A 21,912-nucleotide genomic window follows, 5' to 3' on the forward strand; every position below is an offset into this window, starting at 1 on the left:
CGTGGTGACAAGCCCTTGCCGGGGAGATCGCCATCCCGCACGATTCGCGGCCCGCACACCGCCGGTCACCACATCCCCGGCCCGGAACGAGGTCCTCCGTGACCACCCCGTCCTTTTTCGGCTCGATCACCCAGCGGGCGGGAGCGGTCGTGCTCGCCTTCACCGGCGAACTCGACCTCGCGACCGCCCCCGACGCCCGCACCATCGCCACGCGGGCCCACGACGAAGCCGCCGCGGCAGACCGACGGCTCGTGATCGACCTCCGCGCGGTCACCTTCCTGGCCTCGGTCGGCCTGGAGCTGCTGGCCGACCACCGCAGCAGGGCCACCGAGACCGGTGTCGCGATCGCGCTCGTCGCCACCACCCGCGCCGTCACGCGCGTGCTCGACCTGACCGGTCTGAGCGCCCAGTTCACCACCTACGCCGACATCGAACCGGCCGTCGCCGGCTAGGAGCTGTCCTGTACGTCATCGGAGCCGGAGAACGATCGCCGCGATGGTGAGCTCGGCCTGGTAGTGGACGGCGCGTCTGGCATAGCGGGTCGCCAAGTCGCGGAACTGCTTGAGCCGGTTGAAGCAAACGTTCGACCACGTTGCGCTGCTTGTAAACCTCAGCATTGAAAGCTGGTGGTCGCCCGCCGCGGGAGCCCTTGGCGCCGCGGCGGGCGATCTGATCATCCCGCTCCGGGCTGACGAAGCTGATCCGCCGGTCCCGCATCGCCCGGCGGGTCGAGGGAGGCGAATACGCCTTATCCGCGATCACCGTCTCCGGCCGGCACCGCGGACGCCCCGGCCCGATCCGGGCGACGCTGATGCCGTCCAGCAACGGCAGCAACTGCGGATTGTCCCCGGCTTGGCCCGCGGTGATCAGGAAACGCATCGGCAGGCCACGTCCGTCGACAGCCAGGTGGATCTTCGTGCTCAGTCCGCCGCGGGACCGGCCGGGTCCTTCACCGTCGAGGGCGAGGGCGTCGATTCCGTCGCCGCATCCCCTTTTTTCCGGGCGCCGGCGGAGTGCTGGTGGGCCCGGACCACGCTGGAGTCGACCGAGATGATCCACTCGAGGTCGCCGACGGCGTCGTCTTTGACGATCACCCGGTCGAGGATCTTCTCCCAGGTGCCGTCTTTGGTCCACAACCGCAGCCGCTCATGCGCAGTCTTCCAGGTGCGCAGCTTCCACAGGATCACGTTGATGACTTGGCGGTGATCCCGCCACCGCCGCCCTGCTGCGGAGGTGGCAACGGCTCGATCACCGCCCACGCCTTGTCCGTCAACTCACCGCGACCAACCACCGCGCACAGTTACCAGAGGTCCAGCTCAACCACTTAGAGGACACGCCTTAGGAGCACCCGGCAGGCCACCGGCGGCGATTGACTTCACCGCGGCCTGGGTATCGCCTGGGTGCGGACGTCTTCAGCACGGAGGACGGAAGCCCGGAAAGGGATGATCGGTCATGCCCGAAGGAAGCGTCACCGGGGGCGGGACAGCGCCGTGGTCGCTCGATCTCCGCGGCACCACGGCACCGGTCCTGGTCGAGGTCCGCCGCTGGGCCTCCCGCACGCTGGCGCAAGTGGACGATGCGCACCTGGGCGACGTGCTGCTGGTCGCCACCGAGCTGGTGACCAACGCCTACGACCACGGGCAAGGGCCGCTGCAGATCCGCGTGAGCCACACCGCGGAGCCGTGCCGGGTGCGGCTCGAAGTCGACGACAGCTCCCCGGACCTGCCCGTCGTCGCGGCACCGTCCCGCGAGCGGCTCGGCGGCCGCGGTCTGCAGATCGTCGACAAGCTCGCGGACACCTGGGGTGTGCTCGCGCACCCGGCGGGCAGCAAGACGGTGTGGGCCGAAGTGTCCTGCGCCGGTTTCGACGCGTCCCCCTGCGCTCCCTGCTGACCAGCGCCGCGCCGGCGGTGAGCGTGGCCGGCCGTTCCCGCGGCGGACGGGGCACCGAAGCGCACCACCTCGCCGACGGGAACGGCCGTCCCGCAGGCCGCGGTCACCCGGACCGAGGCACCGTCCGGCACCCGCTAGCCGCGGACCATCGGGTTGCCGTAGCCGATGACGAGGCCCGGCGTGAAGGCGGTGACACCGAAGGTCTTGTTCAGCAGCGCCGCCGCCGGTGCGGTCAGGGCCAGCGTGACGCCGTCGGGCGTCGCCGCGCCGATGGTGAACAGGTCGGCCCGGGTGCGGAAGTCGACCCGGCCGCTCAGCACGCCGCGGTCGAGGTCGATCGTGTAGCTGGTCAGGTACAGGCACTTTCCGCCGGCGCGCAGCAACAGCCCGCCGACGTGCTCGATGGTGCCGTCGGTGGGGTTGCCGACGATCGTGAACCCGAACACGGTCTTGCCGCCGGGGTGGCCGACCCGCGCCAGCACCGGCGAAACGCGCACCCCGAGCGAGGTGAGCGCACCGGCCGCCGCCGGGTCCAGCGTCAGATCCGTGCGGCCCTTACCGAAGTGGAATCCGTGACCCTGCCAGGTGTGGTGCGCCGATGCCGAGGCCCCGTGCGGCTGAGCCGCCTGGGCCGGGACCGCCGCCGCACCCGTCATGATCGCGGCCGCCGCGATCACCACTCCGAACACGCGAACACGCATGAAGGCTCCTTCTCGATGGTGGACGCTGGGGTTACGCCGGCGAGGCCGGCTTCGGATGCACCCGAGACACGGAAGACCGGGAGCTATGTGCTTCAGGTGCGATGCAAACGCGGCGATGGGGTTGCCCAGCCAGCGTCCGCCGGTTTTCCGGCCTAGATTTGCATCGATCCTGAGTCGGCACGGAAGGCGGTCCCCGAGTGGTGAGCAAACGGCGGTGCGCGGTGCTGGGCGCCACCGGGTTCGTCGGCACCGCGCTCGTGGCCGACCTGACCGCCGCCGGGCACCCGGTGGGGGTACTGGCCCGCGCGCCCCGGCACACCTTCCCCGCCGACGTCGAGGTGACGCGCGGGGACGCCGCCGACCCCGCCGCGCTGAAGGCCGTCATGGCCGGCGCCGACGTCGTCTTCCACCTGGTCCACTCCTTGCGTGAACCGGACTTCGCCGACCGCGACCGCGTCATCGCCGAACGCGTCGCGTCGGCGGCCGCGGAAGCCGGTGTCCGGCAGCTCGTCTACCTCGGCGGCCCGCGCCCGGCCGCGGAGACGTCAGCGCACCTGGCCTCGCGCTCGGAAGTCGCCGACATCCTGCTCGCCGGCCCGGTCCCGGCCCTCGTGCTGCAGGCGTCGATGATCATCGGCCGCGGCTCCGCCGGGCTCGAACTGCTGGTGCGCACGGCCCGGCTCCCGATCCGGCCACGGCCGCGGTGGACCGCCCGCCGCAGCCGCCCGGTCGCCCTCGCCGACGTCCGGCACTTCCTGCGGACAGCCGCCGACGCCGCGCCCGCGAACGGCCGGTTCGACGTGACCGGCCCGGAGCGGATCAGCTACCACGACCTGGTCCGGCGATGCGGGCGCGTCCTGCGCCGCCCCGAGGCACTCGCGGTGCCCGCCCCGCTGTGGTCGCACCCGCTCGCCGCGCTCGTGACGGGCCTGGCCACTCCCGTCCCCGCGTCGGTGGCCGCGCCGCTGTTCGCCTCGCTCGACCACGACCTGCTGCCCGCCGACACCCCGGTCGAGGCGGTCCTGCCCGCTCCGCCCGGCGGGCCGACGAGCCTCGACAACGCCCTGCGCGCCGCGCTCGACACCCCCGCGGCCGTCGCGCCCGAGGGCCGGGCCCACGTCGGCGAACACACCCGCTACACCCGCGCGAGCCCGCAGTCCGTGTGGGAGGCGATCACGCGGCTGGGCGGCGACGACGGCCGGTTCCCGCCCGGGTTCGCGTGGGCGTTGCGCGGCGTGCTGGACCACGCGCTGGGCGGCGTCGGCCTGTACCGCGGACGTTCGCCGCGGCCGGGACCGGGAGACGTGCTGGACTTCTGGACCGTCCGCCGCCGCGACGACACCCGTCGCGAACTGGTCCTGGGCGCCGAGATGCGCTTGCCCGGCGATGCCGAGCTGAGCTTGCGCGCCGAGCCCGCCGGCGCCGGAACGCGCCTGCGGCAACAGGTCCGCTTCACCCCGGCGGGCATCGTCGGCGACGTCTACTGGCACGTCCAGAAACCCGGGCACGACCTCGTGTTCGGCTTGCTCGCACGCTCGATCGTCCGCGCGGCCGAGCAACGGTGAGCGACCGACGAGTCAGGAATCTCCGGCGCTGATGGTCCCCTGCACCATGCTCGTCCCGTGTTCCTGCTGCCCGATGCGCTGAGCCGAAACATCGACCACCGGGAAAGCCTGCACCGTCACGCCACTGGGGATGGGAACGTCGGCGTACGTCCCGGCGGTGACACCGAGGGGGATCATGGTGGTTTTGCCGTCGTAGAGCCAGATTTCGTAAAGACCCGCCGGCGCCGGCATTCCGGTCAGCTCGAGTTCGAGCCGCAGCGTCCCGGAGCCGCTGTCGACGATCCGGGCTCGGCCGGCGGCGCCGGCGGGTGCGGCCGCCTGCCGGTTCAGCTGCGCTTGCGCGACCACCCGGCTCTCGTCCGGGCTGCCGGGCGTGAGAGCCACCGTCACCACGGCGGCCACGGCCGCGGCGGCCGCCGCGACCACGCCGTAGCGCGCGGCGGAACGGAAACGACGCCGCGAGACGCTCCCCCGAGCGGCGTCCACGCGCGGTCGTGCCGTCTGGTCCTGGGCCTCGTGCGGCAGGTGACCGGTCTCGGCCGCGATCCGCTCCCACACCGCCTCGGCCACCGGCGGCAGTTCCGTCTCCGCGCGGGTTTCCCGGCCCAGGCCCGCTACCGCCTGAAGCGATTCGAGCTCCTCGCGGCAGGTGGCGCAGCCGCCGAGGTGCTCGGTGTCCGCCGTGCCCGGCTCCCGGTCGTCAAGGGCGAGCAGGACGAGGTGATCGCGATCGAGGTGCGTCATCGGTCACCTCCTCCGGCACGCTGTCGAGCTCAGAGCGCAGGTTCTGCATGCCGCGGCGCAGGTGGCTCTTCACCGTGCCGAGCGGCAAGCCGGTCCGCTCGGCGATCTGGGTGTGGGTCAGGTCAGCATAGAAGGCCAGCTCGAGCAGCTCGCGCTGCGCGTCCGGCAGGCGTCGCAGGCCGTCCGCGACGAGCAGCCGGTCCACGATCCGCTCGGGGGACTCCGCCGCCGTCGCCTCGGCCGGCGCGGTCGCGGCGACGGCCTCGGTGTCGCGCTGCCGTCGGCCGCGGGCGCGCAGCAGATCGACGATGCGGCGCCGGGTGATGCCCAGCAGCCAGGCCAGCAGGCCGGCCTTGTCCGGGTCGTAGCTGTGCCGCCCGTTCCACGCGGACACGAAGGTGGCCTGCACGACGTCGTCGACGTCCGCCGGGTCGCGCAGGCTCGCGCGCACCAGCCGCTGCACGGCCGGCCCGTGCCGGTCGAACACCGCCCGCAACGCCGCCGGCTCACCGCCGGCGAACCGGCGCGCGAGCTCGTCAGCCGTCTCGGCGTCATCGGGCACGGCCGACACCCTAACCGCACGCCCGGCCGACGCAACACCTTCCACCAGCAGCATCCTCGCGCACCTCGAGTCCGGTCCTCCTCGCCGCAGCCACCCGGCGAACGGGGATACGCCCACGGCGGCCCCCGCGGATGCACCGCCGGCGGTGCATCAGTTTCCCGGCCCCGCGGCGAACCACCGGCTGCACGAGCCACCTGTCCCGGAGGAGCAGCCGATGCCCGGAACCCCGCGTTCGCTCGCCGTGGTCGTCGCACCGGCGTGCTGGCCGTGCTGCCGGCCCCGCTTCCCGCCTCCGCGGCCGCGGAGTCCGTGGTCTCGGTCGTCCACGGCATCCCCGGCCAGCCGGTCGACGTGTACGTCAACGGGAAGCAGACCCTCGGCAACTTCCAGCCCGCGAGCGTGGCGGGCCCCTTGACGCTGGCCGAAGGGAGCTACGACATCGCCCTGACCAAGCCGGCGAACCGGCTTCCAGCGCGTTGCCGGAGAACAAGAACCTCAGCCTCGTCGCCCACCTGGACACCGCGGCCAAGCCCGCGCTGACCGCGTTCGCCAACGACACGAGCCGGACCGGCCGTGGACGTGCGCGCCGGGGGCAAACCGGCCTTCACCGGGCTCACGAACCCGAAGGAGCCATGGCCGACTTCCCCGCCGGCATGGCCGGCGCCGCCACCGTCGTTCTCGGGCCGAAGGACCTCGCGGCCGGCACCGCGACGATCGCCTACGCCATCGGCTCGGACGACGCGAAGACCCTCACCCTCGCCGCGCAGACGATCAAGAACCTGGCGCCGCCCCCTCGTCCATGCCGACCGGCTCGGGTGGCCTGGCCGCCGACGACGACGCCACCGGCTGGTCCCTCCTGACCGCGGGCGGCGTGCTCGTCGCGGTCTTCGGCGCCGCCCTGCTGATCCGCCGCCGTCCGGAACCCGCGTCGCGGTGAACCGACCGGCACGACGCGGTGTGTCCCGCCCGGCCGGGACACACCGCCGCACCGGCACCGCGCTCGTCTTCGCGGGAGTCATCGCCGTCGTCACGGGCACCGTGGCCACGGCCCCTGGGCCATCGGTCGCCGGTGCGCCCCTTCGGCGACCGGACCCGCCAGCCGAGGTGACGGCATCGACCCGGGCCGCACTGCTCCCGGCCCCGGCGTCTTCTTCCGCCTATGCCGGCTCCGCCCCGGATCCCCAAGTCCGAAATAGACCTGCAGCCGTACTTCGACATCGACGGCAGTCCCCGCGTCACCCTTTTCACCTGCGGTGGCACATTCGACAAAGCATCGCGGAACTACCGGGACAACGGTTTCCCATCCGGCGGCGGTCAAATCGAGCCGGGCAGGTCAGCGCGGGGACTCGTCGGTGGGAAAGACGGCGTCGAAGAGCCACTGCAACGGCGTCCGGTGCGACTCCTCTCCGTCGGCGATTTCCTTGGCCTCCGACGGATCGGCAGCGTTGTGGACGTCCTCGACGAACCGGGCGAACCGCCGCAGATCGGCGCGTGCTCGAGTCGCGATGAGTCCCGACGCCAGCGCGATGCGCTCGCTGAGCGCGTCCAGCTCCAGTTCCAGTTCGAGGGTCACGGCAGCCGCGTCGTCGCCCGCCGGGGTCACGGTTGCGTGCCCCCGGTGGCGCGGGCCGCTCGCACTGACCCAGTCCAGCGTCCTGCGCTGCGGATCGGCGGTGACGTCGATGCTGTACCGGCGGGGAATGCCGGCGAGTGTGTACACGAACCGGAAACGCGCGGGATGCCCTTCGACCGGGAAAACCTGCTCGACCGAACGCATGAACCTCGGGTAATGGCTGAAGTCGGTGAACCACTTGAATGTGATGTCGGCCGGAACCGCCACGGCGGTTTCGACCTGAACGACGGTTCCCACGGTGCCTCCAAGGATCCGATCGGCTTGTCGTTTCGCCACCGAACCGTAGCCAGGTCCCCCTTCCGGCGCTGACCGGTTCCCGGCCGGCCTTGCACCGAAACCACGCCGTTCATGCGTCCCCACCAGCACGAATGACCCCATGATGAGGAACCGGCGACGCGCGATGCAACCACGATGCAAAACAGGCGCCGGATCGATTCTCAGCCTCGCGGGCCGACCAGTTCCGCCGCGCCGAACGACACGTTGAAGCGGTCGCACCACAGGCTCACGCTGGTGTACCCGGACAGGTCGGTACCCGCCGGAAGCGCGTAGTTCTGGTTACCCTTGTTGCCTTTGAGCTTGCCCGCGTCGAAGTGCCTGCCGTCGTCGAAGAGGGCCCAGCCGTCCTTGCCCGGTTTCACCGGCGCGTCGGTGAGCCAGACGTGCACGTCCGGGCCGCTGCTGGTGGCCAGGTCTTCCAGGCGCAGCACGAGTGATCCGTCGGCCGCGCGCAGGACCCGGACGGTGCCGCTGGTCGGGTGTTCGTGGCTGATCAGCGTGCCGGTCCCCAGTTCCACCGGCCCAGTCGGCCGCGAGACCGAACCGGGAGGCGGCGACGCGGGGAGCCGCGGTTCCGGCGCGGGGAGCCGCGGTTCCGGCGCGGGGAGCCGCGGTTCCGGCGCGGGGAGCCGCGGTTCCGGCGCGGGCAGCGGCTCCGATGCGGCGGCCGGGAAAGCATCCTGCACCGTCTCGTCGACCCAGAGCCGCCACGGCTGGAACCAGTACAGGCCCGCCGCCACCGCGACCAGCCCCGCGACCAGAAAGCCGCCGAACCAGGGCCGGGTGAACAGGCGCCGCGCGCGGTTCATCTCGTTCTCCTCCGTCGTCCGTCGATGCCGTAGTCAACCGGACGAATCACCCAGCCGCACCCCCGTGCGCGGTTACCGATCCCTTACGGGCACCTCGGCCGGAGCCAGCAGGAACATCCCGACGGCGACGCCGACCATCGTGAAAACGCCCCGCGGCCAGAAAATGTGACTGTCCACGAACGACACACTCGCGAGCAGGAGAACCACGGCACCCGGCGCCGCCCGCCACCCCACGCGCAGGGCGGCCGCGACGACGATCAGGACACTGGCGACGAGGAAGCACGCCGACCCGACGTACCCGAGCCGGTCCCCGGCCGCGAACACGGCACCGACGACCGGCGTGGCCCCGTGCTGGGCGTGCACCACCGTCCCGGCGGCAATCCCCGCGACGGCGTCGAGACCCCCGTAGAAGGCCGCGAACCCGAACGCGGCCAGCCGCCCAGGCCACCGCAGCCACGGCGGCGCGGGAGTCAGCAACGACCACTGCGCCACGGCGAGCAACGGGAAGACCGGCAGCAGGACGACGTGCAGCGCAGCCCACCAGGACGCGCTGGCCGCGTCGAGCTGCCCCGGATGCACCACACCGAACCCCGCAAGCAGCAACCCGGGCGCGGCGAGGAGCGCACGTCGCTGCCATGGTGACCTGAGCACCGGGCGACCCTAACCCCGATCACCGGGCCGGAAGATTAACGAACCCTTACGTCGCGCGTCCCCGGCCCCGCCGCACGGCCTGTTACGGCATGGAGAGCATCAGGGTTGACCAGCTTGACGCGACGGGAAGAGCGATCGGACATGACGAAGGAAATCATGGTCCGTCGCCTGTGGACCGGGGCGACGATCTGCATGCTCGCCTTGGCCGCAGCGGCCGCCGCGGTGTCCGATGCGAACGTCAAGCTAGCGTTGTCGCTTCTCGTCCTCGTCCTGCTCGCGACCGTGCTCCTGTCGGCGACGCGGAGGCTTGCGCTGCGGCGCGTTTGAACAGCGTCCCGAGTTGATCGAGCCGGGCGCGAAGGTGCGTGGCCGCCGCACGCGTTCGTCGCGTAGCAGGCCGGCGGCACACACCCCGCACACCACTGGGGCCGGACGTCCTCGGGACAGCGCGATTTTTCCCTTCCACACAACGTCTTCTGCGCAAGTCGGCTCCGACGAGTACCGCGCACCCGCTCGCCGGACTTGAGGTGGCTCAGCCGGGCAGCGGGCGAAGGCCGTCCATGAGGAGATCCAGCAGGCGACCGGCCTTGGCTTCGTGCTCGGGCCGGGGAGCCACGGTGAAAATCCCGATGAGGGAAGCCGCGATGTCGTCGGCGGTGACGTCGGAGCGGAGATCGCCCGCCGCACCGCCGGCATCCAGAATCGTGGTGATGGCCGCCAGCAGCTCGGTGCGGGTCCGGGCGTGAGCGATCTCGCCTGACTCGATCATCGCGAGCAGCGTGTCGAGCATGCCGTTCTTGGTCGCGATCCAGTCGCCGAACAAGTCCATCCAGCGCCGCATCGCCGCGGCCGGGGGCAGCCGGCCGAGCAGTTCGCGGGCGCCGGTCGTCAGGCGCACGACCTGGTCGCGGTAGACCGCGTCGACCAGCGACTCGCGGGTCGGGAAGTGCCGGTAGAGCGTGGCGATGCCGACTCCGGCCTCGCGGGCGATCGCCCGCATCGACGGCTCGGCGTCAGCCGCCACGAACATGCGGGTCGCCACCGCGAGCACCTGGTCGCGGTTGCGAGTGGCATCCGCCCGCGGTCCGCGCACCTCCACCTCAGCCAAAACGGATCACGCTCCGGTTGTGTTAGGGTCATCCGAGTAAACGGAGCATAGTCCGTTTCACGGCGTTCCCTCGACCTCAGGAGACCGGAAATCATGAGCGATCACCCGCCAGCCAGGAGCAGGGCGGCCCAGCTCGACTCCTTCGGCGGCCCGGAAGTCCTGGACGTCCGCGAGGTTCCCGCTCCGCAAGCCGGCCCGGGACAGGTCCGGGTGCGGGTCACCGCGGCCGGCCTGAACCCGATGGACTGGATCATGACCGCCGACGCGGACACCGCCGCCCGGTTCGGCTTGAGCCTCCCGGCCGGGTTCGGGACCGACTACGCGGGAGTGGTCGACCAGGTCGGCACCGGGGTGAGCGGCTTCGCCCGGGGCGACCGGGTGTTCGGCGGCGCCCTGTCTCGCGCGGTCGCCGACTTCGTGGTGGTCGACGCGACCGGCGTGACCGCGGCGAACGAGGTCCACCACACCCCCGACGACGTCGACGACCGCACCGCCGCCACCCTCACGATCGCCGGCCGCACGGCATCGGCCGCTCTCACCGTGATCGCCCCTGGCCCGGCCGACACCGTCCTGATCGGCGGCGCGGCGGGCGGGGTCGGGGTGTTCGCGGTCCAGCTGGCCCGGATCGCGGGAGCGCGCGTGCTCGGCACGGGATCGGCGGCATCGGCCGGTTTCCTTCGCGACCTCGGAGCCGAGCCGGTCGTTTACGGCGACGGCCTGGCCGACCGGGTCCGAGCCCTCGCGCCCGGCGGCATCACCGCCGCCATCGACCTGCACGGCACGGAAACAGCGCACACCGCACGGGAACTCGGCGTCCCGGGCGACCGCATCTGCACCATCGCCACGCAAATCGACGGCGTACCGGCGGCCAACGGCGCGAACGCCGAACCCGGGGCCCTGGAGGAGATCGCCCGCCTGGTCGCGCAAGGCCGGCTCCGGGTACCCATCGCGGCCGGCTTCCCGATCGACCAGATCCGCGGAGCGGCCGAACTCCAAGCCGGCCGGCACGTGCACGGCAAGGTGGTCATCGACCTCTCGCGACGGTGAACCCGACTACGTTCTCCACGCCGTCATCACCAGGGTGGCTTCACGGGTTGCGGCCACGAGCACGACCTCGGCGTCACTTCCGCTGCCAGGAAGGTAATTCTCCACACCTCCTCCACAGTGGACAGTCGAGGTCGCCGGTTACGTGTCCGCATGTGTTCCAGAACCACGCGATCATCCGGCGCAGGGCCGGACACGGCTATCGCCCGTGAGGGTCGGCGCCTCCCTACTCGGGTTCTACCGCGCCGCCGGCTCGGCGGTCTCGGCTCGCCCGGGTGCGCCCGGCTTTCCGGGAATCAGGAAGGTCGCGACGAGGCCGAGGAGCAGGAGCGCGGCGCACAGATAGCTGTTGACCCGCACCGCGTAGGTCATGGCCTGGCGAGCCGCAACGGCCGCTGCTTCGGTCGCGGGGTTCGCCGCCAGCCCGGAAATGGCGGCGCCGGCGCTGTCCGCGACCGCTCCGGCGACGCGGTCGGTGTCGGCGAATCCCGCCGCCCGCAACCGGTCCGCGGTGTCGGACCCGAGGATGCCGAAGAAGGCGGTGGTCAGGATCGCGATACCGAGCGCCGACCCCAGCTGGCGCGCCGCGCTCTGGATGCCCGAACCCTGCCCGGCCTTCCGGGGCGGCACGTCGGCCAGGACCACGTTGGTGACCTGGGCGGTCGCGAAGCCCACACCCGTCCCGTACAAGAACAGCCCGATGGCTGTGACGAACCACCCGGAGTCGTCGCGGACGAGCAGGCCGAGGAGTGCGAGACCGACGATTTCCAGCACCAGGCCGATCTGCACGAGCCGCACCGGCGGCAGCTGCTTCGCCATGCCGACGCTGGCGCCGCTGGCGGTGAAACTGCCGAGCGCCACGACGACGAGCATCAGGCCGGTCTGCAGGGTCGAGTAGCCGAGCGTGAACTGCAGCCACAAGGGCAGCACCGCCAGGATGCCGAACTCGGCAAGGCCGATGATGACCGTGGCCAGGTTGCCCGACCAGAACGACCCGATGGCGAACAAGGCCGTGTCCATCAGGGGTTCGGCCGTCGCGGAGCGGGCGAGCTGCCGCTGGCGGAGCACGAACAGGGTCAGCGAGATCACGGCGATCGCCAACGCGACGGGAACGACCGACAGCGAGCCCAGGGAGATGCCGAGCGGCCCGCTCGACCGGGTCGACTCCCACCAGCCGTAATTGCGGCCCTCCACCAGGCCGAACGCGAGCAGCCCCAGCCCCAGCGCCGACAGGACGACGCTCGGCACCTCGAGACTCGCCGGCTGCGCCGGTGACGGCGCGAGGTACCGCAGGACTCCGACGATGATCATGAGGACCACGACGATGTTGATCGCGAAGGCCCAGCGCCACGACGCTTCACCGAGCCATCCGCCCAGGAACGGGCCGACCGCGGCGGCGGCGCCGATGGTCGAACCCCAGATCGCGAACGCCTTGCCGCGGTCGCGCCCGTGGAAGGTCGAATTGAGCAGCGCCAGCGACGTCGGCAGGACGATCGCTCCGCCGATGCCCTGGAGCAGCCGCGCCCCGATCAGCATCGCACCGGTCGGCGCCAGCGCGGCCACCACGCCGGCCAAACCGAACACCACGGTGCCGATCAGGAACAGCCGGCGGGCGCCGACGACATCCGAGAGCCGTCCCGCCAGCAGCAGCAAGGCGGCCAGGGTGATCGCGTAGATCTCTTGGACCCACTGAGCTCCCAGTGACGACATTTTCAGGTCGGTCACGATGGGCGGGATGATGACGTTGACGATCGTGAAATCGACGACGACGAGCGACACGCCCAGCGAAATGGCCACGAGGCCGAGCCAGGCATTCCTTGTCGCTGCCGGAGCTGCCGGAGGTGAGGCGGACATGTTTTCTCGATTCGACGTTGTGGTGCGGCTGACTTGCCTGCCGGGTGTTCGGACCGGCGGCCCCGGCCCGGGCACACAGTCGCAAGACAACGTGACACCGGATGTCCGCTACTCCTCCTAGCCTCGAATTCATGCCCGACATCGCCGGCCGCACCCTGGCCATCCTGAGCCTGTTGCAAGCGCAGCGTGAATGGTCGGGTGACGTGCTGGCCGCGCGGCTGGGCGTCACCTCCCGCACGATCCGCCGGGACTTCACCCGGCTGCGGGAACTCGGCTACCCCGTCGAAGCCGCACGCGGCCCCGGCGGCCTGTACCGCCTCGCCCCCGGGACGCGGCTGCCTCCCCTCGTCTTCGACGACGAGCAAGCCATCTCGATCGTGCTGGCCCTGCAGACCGCCCCCAGCTCCGTGGTCGGGCTCGACGACGCCGCGGCCCGCGCCCTGCGCACGCTGAAGGACCTCATGCCACCGCGCCTGGCCCGCAGGTTGCAGACCTTCGAGGTCCATCAAATCGACAACGCGTGGGATCTCGCCCCGCCCAAGGTCCCCTCGGGAATGTTGACGTGCTTGAGCACCGCAGCGCAGCAGCTGCAGGTCGTGAGCTTCTCCTACCGCGCCTGTTCGGGTGACGCGGCCGAGGACGTCGCGGCTGTCGTCGAGCCGTACAAGCTCGTGGTCTGGTCGGGCCGCTGGAACTTCATCGGGTACGACCAGCGCGAACGGTCGTGGCTCTCCTACCGGCTCGACCGGGTGGAGAACCTCCACGTGCCGGGCTGGCGGTTCACTCCCCGGCAGTTCCCCGCCGACGACGTGACGGCGTTCATCCAGCTGCAGCCGGACCGGGGCGACGATTCCGACGCCTGGCCGTGCCGCGGCACGGTGCGCATGGACTGCCCGGTCGAGCTCGTGGCGAAATGGGCCCCCGGCGGGGCGAACTTGGCGGTGATCGACGAGTCGACCACGCGGATCACGATGGGTGCGTGGTCCTGGGCCGGGCTACTCGGGCTGCTGTGCACCTTCAGCTGCGACTTCGTGATCGAGGGCCCTCCGGAGCTCACCGCGGCGGCCGGCGAGATGTCCCGCCGCCTCGCCAGAAGTGCCAAAACCGGACCGGTCAGGAGCTGACACGCGCATGTTCGATCCCCTCGGCCGAACCGTCACCGTCATCGGCGCGAACGGCTTCCTCGGCACACCACTGGTCAACCAGCTCATCCGGCTCGGAGCCACCGTCCGGGCGTTCGACCGCTACTCCACGACACCCAGGCACGAGATGTCCGAGAACACGACCGTCTTCCAGGGCGACTTGATGAGCCGCAGCAGTCTGGCGGCCGCTGTCGCCGGAGCCCAGGACGTGTTCCACTTCCTGTCCGTCACCAGTCCTCGCGACTCAGCACACGATCCGGTCATCGACATCGCAACCAACGTGACAGCCGGCGTGGAGCTGTTCTCGCTCTGCTCCGACGCGGGAGTCGAGCGCGTCCTCTTCGCTTCCTCGGGCGGCACGGTCTACGGAACCTCCGCTCCCCCGCACGGCGAAGAGTGCCCGCGCAGTCCCGTATCGCCGCACGGCATAGGCAAGGTCTCCCTGGAGAACTACCTCCAGTACTTCCACCACCAACGGGGCCTGCCGTCGGTGTCGTTGCGGATCTCCAACCCCTACGGGCCCGGGCAGAAGCCGCGCAAGCTCCAGGGCATCATCCCCATCGCTTTGCGCGCCGCCCGCGACGGCGTGGTCCTGCCGCAGTTCGGCGACGGGAGCATGGTCCGCGACTACTTGTTCGTCGACGACCTGATGACCATGATCCTCAACGTGTGGCGCGGACACCGGCACGACGCCTACAACCTCGGCAGCGGGACCGGCACCGCGTTGCACGAGGTGTTCGAGGTCATCGAGCGCGTCACCGGCCGAACGCTGCTGCTGCGCAACGAGCCGTCCCCGCCGAGCTTCGTCCGTGCCTCCGTTCTCGACACCTCACGCTATGTCGAGGAGTTCGGCGATTCGCGGCGAACGAGCCTCGAAGACGGCATCCGGCGCACGTGGGAAGCCGTCCGCGACGAGACTCTGCCCTGACCCCTTTTTCCCTGGACGGTCAGGGCTTTCCCGGCGCGGACGAACCCTCCTCACAGCCGGACAATTCGGATTCCTCATCGAGGAAAGCGGTCAGTTCGTTGATCAGGCGTACCGATCCCACGTCGCTCGCCATGCTCAGCGCCCGCTCTGCCGCGTCCACCGCTTCCCGGGGTTTCGCCAGCGCCCGCAGCGCGACCGCCGTCTGCTGCAACACGAGGGCCCGGCCGTAGGGGGACCTGATCCGTTCCGCTTCACGCAGCGCTGCCGAGCTCGCGATCAGAGCGTCTCCGTACTGCCCGGTGCCGATCCTGCTCTCGGCCAGGGTGGCACCGGCCATGATCCGGACCCTGGGATCGATGTCGGCCACGTCCAACACCTTTCGGCACAGGCCGGCCGCGAGGTCGAACTGCCCCTCTTGCACCCGGAGAGCGGCCTCGTTCGAGTCCATCTCGAGGCTCAGGCGACGAATCTCCCGCTCATCCGCGTCGTCGCCGCATCCTTCGAGCAGCATCCTGGCGCGGGCGATGTGGCTCACTCCCGTCGTGACCTCCCGGCAGAGCCAGTTGAACGAGCTGTACCACAAAAGAGTGTGGACTCGGAGCAGATCGTCGTCGGCCCGGCGTGCTTCCTCCCACGCGCGTCGCGCGGATTTCAGGCCGGCGGCGGCGTCACCTCCGTGCCAGTGGCCGCGGGCAGCGGCCAGGAGCACCCTTCCCCGGACCAGCGGCTCGGAGTGATTCCGGGCCCCCTCGCAGGCGAGTCCCCAAACCAATTTCTGCTGTTCCGCATCGAGGTACAAGGTCAGTGGACGCTCCCACGCCAGGCAGAGCTCGGCGAAGCCGGGGAGCAGACCCAACTGGCCCGCCAGTTCGGAAGATCGCCGCACCGTCGCGAAGAGCACATCCGATCTCGGGATGGACGAGGAACTCGATCGACCGGAATCGTCCAGTCCGAAGGCGGCCCCGTAGTACGTCATGGCGTCGGCCACCACCCGGCGTTGCTCTTCCACCCGCACACGGCTGGGGATGTGCGCACGCGCCGCTTCGGCGAGTTGCGAGTGGATGCGGTAGGCGCCCGCGGCCACTCTCTGAAGCAGGGCCCGATCCGTCAGGCGCCGGCACACCCGCCGGGCGGAGTCGAGGTCCTTTCCCAGCCCGGCCGCGACCGCCGCTTCGTCGAACTCCGGCGCCGGTAGGAGGCACAACCGGAGGAACGCACCGAGATCCGTCCCGTCCAGCGAGTTCAGCGACATGTTCAAGGATTCGACGAGGCTCCGGCCAGGGACTTCGAGGTCGTCCGCCGGAGAGGCGGACTGGGCCAGGGCCAGCAACAGCTCGCTCAGCGTGCCGAATTCCCGGGTCGTCAGCCGTGCCGCCGCCAGTCGCAGCGCGAGGGGGAGGTTGCCGAAACGGCGAATGAGTTCGAGCGCCTGTTCCCGTTCCTCGTCGACGCGCCGGTCGCCCAGCATACCCCGCAACATCGCGATGCAGTCGTGGTCCGGCGGGACCTCGAGGCGCAGGTAGTGCGGCGCATCGATCGCGTGAAGGTCGACTCGTGATGTCGTGATGCACACGCTCGGCGACGCGGGGAGCAGGGACTCGACTTGTGCCGCCGACTCGGCGTCGTCAAGAACGATCAGGAGCCGCTTCCGAGCTGTCAGATCGCGCCAGCGCGCGAGACGGCCCTGCTCGGAAGGCGGGATGTCCTCGTCCGGCACACGCAGTTGGCTCAACAGGATTCCCGCGGCGTCGCGCACCGTCAAAGTCGCCGACGGCACCGAGGCACCCAAGTTGACGAACAGCTGCCCGTCGGGGAACTCCGGTGCGATCCGATGAGCGACGTGCACGGCCAGCGTCGACTTGCCGACCCCGCCCATGCCGTGCACCGTCACCAAGCCGGCGCTTGAACGAGAACCCGAGAGCCACTCGACCAGCTGGCGCACCTCGTCCGCCCTGCCGCTGAAATCACGCAAATCACGAGGGAGGCACCAGCTGCCGCCACCGCGAACGGAGGCGCGACCGAGGCCGGTCGGCCCAGTGGCTCCCGCAGACCTTTGCTCGGGAAACGTCGGCGAGTCCGCCGGCTTGTCACCCACCAACGGGTCCGGCAGATCGGCGTGGATGCGCGAAGCGGTCTGCACGACGGCCAGCAGCTCGTCGCAGCGTCCGCGCTCGCCGAAGGCCCTGAGAGTGCGGTCGAGAAGGGCACGGTGCTGCGCCAGCAGTTCCGCGATGCGGCTGTCACTTCCCCGCGGCTCGGAACCTTCGCAAGGCCTGCCCCGCCAGAGAGCAAGAGCCTTGTACGCGCGGCTGAGATCTTCATCGGTGGCCATCGGATTCGCCATCGCCTGCGCGTACAGGCGGGTGAACTGGACGACATCGGACAGCTCCGGCGGGGGCTTGAGCATGTACCCCTCGCGAAACGTGGCGATCGTGTCCCAGCCCTCCCCGAGGTTGGAGCGAAGTGTTGACACGATTTTGCGGACCTGGTGCACGGCACTGCGCGGCGGCGGACTCTCCCAACCGGCGTTGAGAAGTGTCTGTATGTCGATGAGCTCATCGGGATTGAGCGCCAGGCAAGCGATGATCGTTCTGCTTTTCAGCCCCGTGACCGGCAACAGCACATTTTCCCGGCGTATCTTCAGGGGTCCCAGCACATCGAATCGCACAGCTGTCATGAGGCGCCCAGCACCAGACGACTCGAACCAGATTCAGTAAGCTTTGGAAAATCCGAAGTCACGCTCTTCGCACGAATAGTCAATCCGTTCACCCCCCGCGAACGTCAACTCACTGTCAGCAACCGCACCCCTGCGGCGACAACAAGGGCGTTCCTAGAATAAAGCTACGCCAACTTCAGCCTGCCGACCACCGTTCCCACGCCGGCGCTCCGCACGAATATGCACGTCATCGCAGTGAAGCGTTACGTTAACGTTCACGACAAGCCGGACGTCGCAAATTACCCCGTTCGGACTAGAAAGACCTGGACCGAACGTGTTGCCCGTTGTCCACTTTTCGCCCACCCTGCCGGATTTTTGGCGCCGGCGACACGTCCAACGGAGCATGTCACCACCCCAACAGGGGACCTAGCAGCCCTCCCGTCAATGACAACGAGTAACTGATCCACCGCCCTCCGTACCACCCCGGCAACCCTGGACCTCGAATTAGGCAACTTGGTCAGTTTTTGCACTACCGAAAATCAAGGTAGATGTACGGCAATTGTTTCAGTGAAGCTGAAGCCGACCAGAAAATATCGGAGTTTCGACGAGAGAGAACACAGCTCACGGGCGGCGACTACGCCGACTCGTGCACGCGCGTCGTGGTCGTCCGGCGGGTGCGTGGCGACATCGAGGATCAACCGAGATTCGACGGACTCGCGAAACTGCGCGGCCGCCTGGTCCTCAGCCACCGCACGGCGGCAGTTCTCCATGGCGCGTCGCCCGGCCTTTCCGGGGACGGCGGAGGCGAGCACCACATCGCCGACACCATCGCGAGCACCGGCGAGCCACTCGCCGAGGTGCGGTCCTCTCTGGTGAAGAGTTCACGAACGCAGTAACAGCTCAGGTGCCTGCTGCGACGATGGGGTTGTCGTGGACGTCCGGACTCACCGACCAAGCAGGGGCCGCCGGACACGACCGTCTTGTCCGTCAGGAGTCGAGCTTTCTGGTGAGGTGTCGTGGCACATGACGGCAAGGCCGTGCACCGGTCGATCGTCGCAGTGGACATCGAGGGGTTCGGTGCCCGCAGGCGCACCGATGCCGATCGGCTCGAAGTGCGAACCGGGATGCACCAAGCCCTTCGAGAGGCGTTCGGCACCGCGGGTGCGGACTTGTCTTCATGCCACGTCGACGACAGCGGTGACGGCGTTCTGGTGCTGGTGCCGCCCGAGGTGCCCAAGTCGACGCTGGTGGACCTCCTGCCGAGAGCATTGGCCGACGCGCTCGCCCGGCACAACGAGGCTGCCGAGCCCGGTGCGGCGATGCGGATGCGGATGGCCGTGCACGCCGGCGAGGTCACTTTCGACGCCCACGGCGTGGCCGGTTCAGCAATCGTGCACGCGTTTCGGATGCTGGACGCATCGCGGGTGAGGGTGCTGCTGGCGAAATCGGATGCGTCGGTGGTGCTGGTCGTTTCGGCGTGGATCCAGGACGAGGTGGTCCGCCACCTCGAACCACGCGTCAGTGCCCGGTTCACCGCGGATGAAGTGACGGTCAAGGAGACGACAGCGCCGGTGTGGGTTCGGCTGTTCCCCGCCGAAGCGTCCGAGTCGGTGTCCCGGCGGATGCCGCAGCGGCCGGCTGCTGATTGGAGACGCCACGCCTACGTCAACCACGACAAGCTGTTCGGTGCGCGGGACACCGTCGACGCGGTGACCGCCGCGATCATGAACGAACGTGGCGACGACGTCGTGAGCGTCGTCGGCGAGGGAGGCGTCGGCAAGACCGCGATCAGCTACGAGGCGGTGCAGGCCGCCGTCGGCTCCGGCGGGTTCACCCGGGTGGCGTGGGTGTCGGCGACGAAGCCGCACAGCGGAGCGGGGAACTCCGGAAGTGAGCCCTATCGAGTCACCTATTGGTCCGATCTCCAACTGGAGATCGCCACACAGCTCGGCTTGGACCTCGGACCGAGCCGAGCGCTCTGGAGCGCGGAGTTCGGCCGGCGCGTGGCCGGACTCGACCCGGGCGAGCGGCTACTGGTCGTGGTGGACAACCTCGAGACCGTCCCGGACGCGACGGACGCGGTACAGCAGCTTCGCCGTTTCGGCATCACCAACCCGCACCGGCTGGTGGTCACCACCCGCTGGGAACTGACGCCGCACGTCGACACGGTGCGTGAGCACCGCGTTTCGCCGCTGAGTTCCGCTGATGCGCTGGCATTGGTCCGCCACATCGGGGCGAACGATCCGGGCCTGCGATCCGCCCCCGACTCGGCTCTGCAGCCGGTGCTGGACGTCACCGGTGGGACGCCGTTCCTCATCAGGCTCGCCGTCCGGCAGTACTTGTCCAGCCATCACCCGCTCGACCAGGTACTGCACCGGTTGCGCGAGCTGCGCGACGAGGCCGCGCCGGACCTGGCCGCTCAGGTTCGCTCGTACCTCTACGTCGAGTCCCTGCGCGAACTGGAACGCAGGCACGGCGAGGAGTTCGCCGACGCCCTGCTGGGTGCGTTCTGCGTCAAAGGGCGCGGTGACGCGTTCCGGTTCGCCGAGCTCGGGGAGGTTTCGGGCATCGACGACGAGGACGGGTTCGGCGCGGTTCTGTCCACCGCGTGCCAGCTGTCCCTCATCACCTCGTTCGGTGACGCATCGGAAGCCACCTTGGACCGGGGCTACACCATCCACAGCCTGCTCTACGACTTCACCTGCGGTCTGCCGTGACCGCGGCCGCCGAAGCGACGATGCGCGCTCGGCTGCGCCGGCAGGCCGACCGCTGCGCGGAGCGAGCGCTGGTCGTCTACGCCCGCGAGCTGCGCGCCTACGTGGAGAACCGGCATACACCGTTGAGCATGAACAGCTACTTCGCCGTCCTCCGCAGTGCCCACGAGCGCGACGTCGGGGTTCCGGACGGATCACTGGCGACCTTCACCGAACGACTCGTGCAGGTGGTCACCAACCTCGGACGCGACGGAGAATTTCCCGAAGACGCGCAGTTTCTCCGGCTCATCGAGCAGGTCGCCACGGTGTTGCACGATAACGGTCAATCCACTGTGGACATCCTGTTGGAGTGCGCGCGCTACAGCGCATCCGCGTCGGTCGGCAGCGCACGACGAGTCGCTCTGATCGACCGGGCCGTCACCGAGGCCAGGGACGACGACGAGCGACTTCGAGCACTTCGGGTCAAAGCACTGTTCTGCATCGACATCAGCGACTACGGCACCGCACACCTGATCCTCGACCGCTGTGACGCGATGATCGCGGGTTCGCCCCGGCATCCGTTCCGTCGGCAGCTCGCCGCGGCGCGGGGAACGGCGTACTTCTACCGCGATGAAGATCGCGCCATGGAGTGTTTCCGGCAAGCGGTGACCCCGCCGAGCGAGCTCGCATCCGCGGATGACCACCTCGCCACGGCAGTCGCTTTGCACTTCACCGGGCGGATCGAACTCTCGAGGGGCCACCACGAAAAGGCGCTCGCTTGCCTGGTGCTCGCCGAACGCATCAAGGAGGCCGTGGCGGTCGAAGGGACACAGGTCGGCTTCTTCCACCTGCGCGTCGGCGAGATCCTGGTCAGTCGCGGCGAGCGAGAGCAAGGGATGTCCCACTTCGAGGAAGCCGGACGGATCTTCCACACCGTCCGCCAGCGCAGCAGCGCCGAAGCACAACTCGACGCCGCCTTGGCCCGTCTCGCCCGCACCGACGGCGACCTCGATCGTGCCGAATTCCTGCTGAGCAGGGCGACCGAGTCGGCACGGCGGGACAACTTCGTCCGCGGTGAGCTGCTGTTCCTCAGCCAGCTGGTGATCGTGCAGCTCCGCACCAAACCATGGGCGGCCGCGCGAACGGTCATCCGTGCGGCGCGCCTGGCGACATCGCGTGAACTCGGCGGTTGGGGCTGGCTGATCCGCCAGATGCGCTCACGTGCGTCCAGCCGAGCCGCACCTCCTGCCGAGGGACCGCCCATATCCTGCCCATGCCCGCTGCACGACGCGGTACCGACCGACCGCTTGTGGAGCCGAGTCCGGCCGGCTTTTCAGGAACGCGCTTCCGAAGAACGTTCTTGAAGCAACGCCGAAGTCCGCGCGGAGGAGTCCTTCGGGCACGCGTCGAGGGCGAGTGGGGACCAGGCACGGAGCCCGAACTCAGCACCGGGTTGATCGACGACCAGGGTCGCGGGCAGGCCAAGCCAGGGCGATGCGGTCCGTTCGCCTCCTCCCCACCCACCGCTTTTCCGCGCCGGCTACTCGTCCCGGGCTCGTCATTCGTTACAGAGAGCATTATCACGCTGACACTCCCGCTTCGATCGACAAGATTGTCGTGCCGGTCCGAATCCGGCATCGAAGATCCAAGGGG

At 69.8% G+C, this 21,912-nt stretch carries 21 protein-coding genes and 1 pseudogene; 12 read left to right on the top strand and 10 right to left on the bottom strand.

Translation table 11 applies throughout. The annotated features are described in order from the left end of the window. Positions 1–98: 98 nt before the first annotated feature. Positions 99–452: an STAS domain-containing protein gene (locus tag MUY14_RS21540; protein WP_247024978.1), complete on the top strand. Its 354-nt coding sequence runs from the start codon at positions 99–101 to the stop codon at positions 450–452. 15 nt (positions 453–467) lie between these two features. Here the strand turns inward: MUY14_RS21540 and MUY14_RS21545 are convergent. Continuing rightward, positions 468–1,291: pseudogene (locus tag MUY14_RS21545) on the bottom strand (IS5 family transposase). A gap of 161 nt (positions 1,292–1,452) precedes the next feature. On the opposite strand from MUY14_RS21545, the gene MUY14_RS21550 reads away from it, so the two are divergent. Continuing rightward, positions 1,453–1,893, top strand: coding sequence for an ATP-binding protein (locus MUY14_RS21550; protein ID WP_247024979.1), 441 nt, complete (start codon positions 1,453–1,455; stop codon positions 1,891–1,893). Between the two features lie 134 nt (positions 1,894–2,027). On the opposite strand, the gene MUY14_RS21555 is transcribed toward MUY14_RS21550, so the two are convergent. Beyond that, positions 2,028–2,594, bottom strand: coding sequence for a hypothetical protein (locus tag MUY14_RS21555; protein ID WP_247024980.1), 567 nt, complete (start codon positions 2,592–2,594; stop codon positions 2,028–2,030). A 200-nt stretch (positions 2,595–2,794) separates the two neighbouring features. On the opposite strand from MUY14_RS21555, the gene MUY14_RS21560 reads away from it, so the two are divergent. Beyond that, the gene (locus MUY14_RS21560) at positions 2,795–4,159 is read left to right on the top strand and encodes a DUF2867 domain-containing protein (RefSeq protein WP_247024981.1); all 1,365 of its coding nucleotides are present in this window, start codon (positions 2,795–2,797) and stop codon (positions 4,157–4,159) included. Between the two features lie 12 nt (positions 4,160–4,171). On the opposite strand, the gene MUY14_RS21565 is transcribed toward MUY14_RS21560, so the two are convergent. Further along, positions 4,172–4,903: an anti-sigma factor domain-containing protein gene (locus tag MUY14_RS21565; protein WP_247024982.1), complete on the bottom strand. Its 732-nt coding sequence runs from the start codon at positions 4,901–4,903 to the stop codon at positions 4,172–4,174. Then, positions 4,860–5,465, bottom strand: coding sequence for an RNA polymerase sigma factor (locus MUY14_RS21570; protein WP_247024983.1), 606 nt, complete (start codon positions 5,463–5,465; stop codon positions 4,860–4,862). The genes MUY14_RS21565 and MUY14_RS21570 overlap by 44 nt, the downstream gene beginning before the upstream one ends. Positions 5,466–5,774: 309 nt before the next feature. Between MUY14_RS21570 and MUY14_RS47345 the strand changes: the two genes are divergently transcribed. Next, entirely contained in the window at positions 5,775–6,005 is a 231-nt protein-coding gene (locus tag MUY14_RS47345) for a DUF4397 domain-containing protein (RefSeq protein ID WP_396126863.1), read from the top strand. A 92-nt stretch (positions 6,006–6,097) separates the two neighbouring features. Next, entirely contained in the window at positions 6,098–6,325 is a 228-nt protein-coding gene (locus MUY14_RS21575; protein ID WP_247024984.1) for a hypothetical protein, read from the top strand. Between the two features lie 473 nt (positions 6,326–6,798). On the opposite strand, the gene MUY14_RS21580 is transcribed toward MUY14_RS21575, so the two are convergent. From MUY14_RS21580 to MUY14_RS21590, 3 genes are all read right to left on the bottom strand, one after another. Continuing rightward, positions 6,799–7,335 carry an SRPBCC family protein gene (locus tag MUY14_RS21580; RefSeq protein ID WP_247024985.1) on the bottom strand — a complete coding sequence of 179 codons (537 nt, stop codon included), beginning with the start codon at positions 7,333–7,335 and terminating at the stop codon, positions 6,799–6,801. Positions 7,336–7,535: 200 nt separating this feature from the next. Continuing rightward, positions 7,536–8,183 (bottom strand): DM13 domain-containing protein, encoded by a 648-nt coding sequence (locus tag MUY14_RS21585; RefSeq protein WP_247024986.1) that lies wholly within the window; start codon positions 8,181–8,183, stop codon positions 7,536–7,538. Between the two features lie 72 nt (positions 8,184–8,255). Continuing rightward, positions 8,256–8,834, bottom strand: coding sequence for a hypothetical protein (locus MUY14_RS21590; protein ID WP_247024987.1), 579 nt, complete (start codon positions 8,832–8,834; stop codon positions 8,256–8,258). Positions 8,835–8,975: 141 nt separating this feature from the next. Here MUY14_RS21590 and MUY14_RS21595 point away from each other — a divergent pair, with 141 nt between their 5' ends. Further along, on the top strand, positions 8,976–9,161 hold the full coding sequence (locus tag MUY14_RS21595; protein WP_247024988.1) for a hypothetical protein: 186 nt from the start codon (positions 8,976–8,978) through the stop codon (positions 9,159–9,161). A 205-nt stretch (positions 9,162–9,366) separates the two neighbouring features. On the opposite strand, the gene MUY14_RS21600 is transcribed toward MUY14_RS21595, so the two are convergent. Beyond that, the gene (locus MUY14_RS21600) at positions 9,367–9,942 is read right to left on the bottom strand and encodes a TetR/AcrR family transcriptional regulator (RefSeq protein ID WP_247024989.1); all 576 of its coding nucleotides are present in this window, start codon (positions 9,940–9,942) and stop codon (positions 9,367–9,369) included. Between the two features lie 93 nt (positions 9,943–10,035). Here MUY14_RS21600 and MUY14_RS21605 point away from each other — a divergent pair, with 93 nt between their 5' ends. Next, on the top strand, positions 10,036–10,989 hold the full coding sequence (locus MUY14_RS21605) for an NADP-dependent oxidoreductase (protein ID WP_247024990.1): 954 nt from the start codon (positions 10,036–10,038) through the stop codon (positions 10,987–10,989). A gap of 234 nt (positions 10,990–11,223) precedes the next feature. Here MUY14_RS21605 and MUY14_RS21610 read toward each other — a convergent pair whose 3' ends face one another. Then, complete coding sequence (locus MUY14_RS21610; RefSeq protein ID WP_247024991.1) at positions 11,224–12,915, bottom strand: MFS transporter; 1,692 nt, start codon at positions 12,913–12,915, stop codon at positions 11,224–11,226. Between the two features lie 56 nt (positions 12,916–12,971). Between MUY14_RS21610 and MUY14_RS21615 the strand changes: the two genes are divergently transcribed. Both MUY14_RS21615 and MUY14_RS21620 read left to right on the top strand, forming a co-directional pair. Then, the gene (locus MUY14_RS21615; protein WP_247024992.1) at positions 12,972–13,964 is read left to right on the top strand and encodes a YafY family protein; all 993 of its coding nucleotides are present in this window, start codon (positions 12,972–12,974) and stop codon (positions 13,962–13,964) included. 7 nt (positions 13,965–13,971) lie between these two features. After that, positions 13,972–14,910: an NAD-dependent epimerase/dehydratase family protein gene (locus MUY14_RS21620; protein ID WP_247024993.1), complete on the top strand. Its 939-nt coding sequence runs from the start codon at positions 13,972–13,974 to the stop codon at positions 14,908–14,910. 19 nt (positions 14,911–14,929) lie between these two features. Here the strand turns inward: MUY14_RS21620 and MUY14_RS21625 are convergent, their stop codons facing one another. After that, a complete protein-coding gene (locus MUY14_RS21625) occupies positions 14,930–17,578 on the bottom strand; it encodes an NB-ARC domain-containing protein (RefSeq protein ID WP_247024994.1) in 2,649 nt (882 codons plus the stop codon). A 536-nt stretch (positions 17,579–18,114) separates the two neighbouring features. Between MUY14_RS21625 and MUY14_RS21630 the strand changes: the two genes are divergently transcribed. From MUY14_RS21630 to MUY14_RS21640, 3 genes are all read left to right on the top strand, one after another. After that, on the top strand, positions 18,115–18,462 hold the full coding sequence (locus MUY14_RS21630; RefSeq protein WP_247024995.1) for a hypothetical protein: 348 nt from the start codon (positions 18,115–18,117) through the stop codon (positions 18,460–18,462). 120 nt (positions 18,463–18,582) lie between these two features. Beyond that, the gene (locus MUY14_RS21635) at positions 18,583–20,283 is read left to right on the top strand and encodes an NB-ARC domain-containing protein (RefSeq protein ID WP_247024996.1); all 1,701 of its coding nucleotides are present in this window, start codon (positions 18,583–18,585) and stop codon (positions 20,281–20,283) included. Then, positions 20,280–21,623, top strand: a complete 1,344-nt coding sequence (locus MUY14_RS21640) for a lipopolysaccharide assembly protein LapB (protein WP_247024997.1) — start codon at positions 20,280–20,282, stop codon at positions 21,621–21,623. Before MUY14_RS21635 ends, MUY14_RS21640 begins: the two co-directional genes overlap by 4 nt. The last annotated feature ends 289 nt before the right edge of the window (positions 21,624–21,912 follow it).

This window comes from Amycolatopsis sp. FBCC-B4732, assembly GCF_023008405.1.
GTDB classification, from domain to species: domain Bacteria; phylum Actinomycetota; class Actinomycetes; order Mycobacteriales; family Pseudonocardiaceae; genus Amycolatopsis; species Amycolatopsis pretoriensis_A.

What these genes read in the sequence shown, in the direction of transcription:
- MUY14_RS21575 (WP_247024984.1), top strand. Translation starts at nt 6,098, where the DNA reads ATGGCCGACTTCCCCGCCGGCATGGCCGGCGCCGCCACCGTCGTTCTC.
- MUY14_RS21550 (WP_247024979.1), top strand. Translation starts at nt 1,453, where the DNA reads ATGCCCGAAGGAAGCGTCACCGGGGGCGGGACAGCGCCGTGGTCGCTC.
- MUY14_RS21555 (WP_247024980.1), bottom strand. Translation starts at nt 2,594, where the DNA reads ATGCGTGTTCGCGTGTTCGGAGTGGTGATCGCGGCGGCCGCGATCATG.
- MUY14_RS21605 (WP_247024990.1), top strand. Translation starts at nt 10,036, where the DNA reads ATGAGCGATCACCCGCCAGCCAGGAGCAGGGCGGCCCAGCTCGACTCC.
- MUY14_RS21585 (WP_247024986.1), bottom strand. Translation starts at nt 8,183, where the DNA reads ATGAACCGCGCGCGGCGCCTGTTCACCCGGCCCTGGTTCGGCGGCTTT.
- MUY14_RS21565 (WP_247024982.1), bottom strand. Translation starts at nt 4,903, where the DNA reads ATGACGCACCTCGATCGCGATCACCTCGTCCTGCTCGCCCTTGACGAC.
- MUY14_RS21620 (WP_247024993.1), top strand. Translation starts at nt 13,972, where the DNA reads ATGTTCGATCCCCTCGGCCGAACCGTCACCGTCATCGGCGCGAACGGC.
- MUY14_RS21615 (WP_247024992.1), top strand. Translation starts at nt 12,972, where the DNA reads ATGCCCGACATCGCCGGCCGCACCCTGGCCATCCTGAGCCTGTTGCAA.
- MUY14_RS21630 (WP_247024995.1), top strand. Translation starts at nt 18,115, where the DNA reads ATGTACGGCAATTGTTTCAGTGAAGCTGAAGCCGACCAGAAAATATCG.
- MUY14_RS21595 (WP_247024988.1), top strand. Translation starts at nt 8,976, where the DNA reads ATGACGAAGGAAATCATGGTCCGTCGCCTGTGGACCGGGGCGACGATC.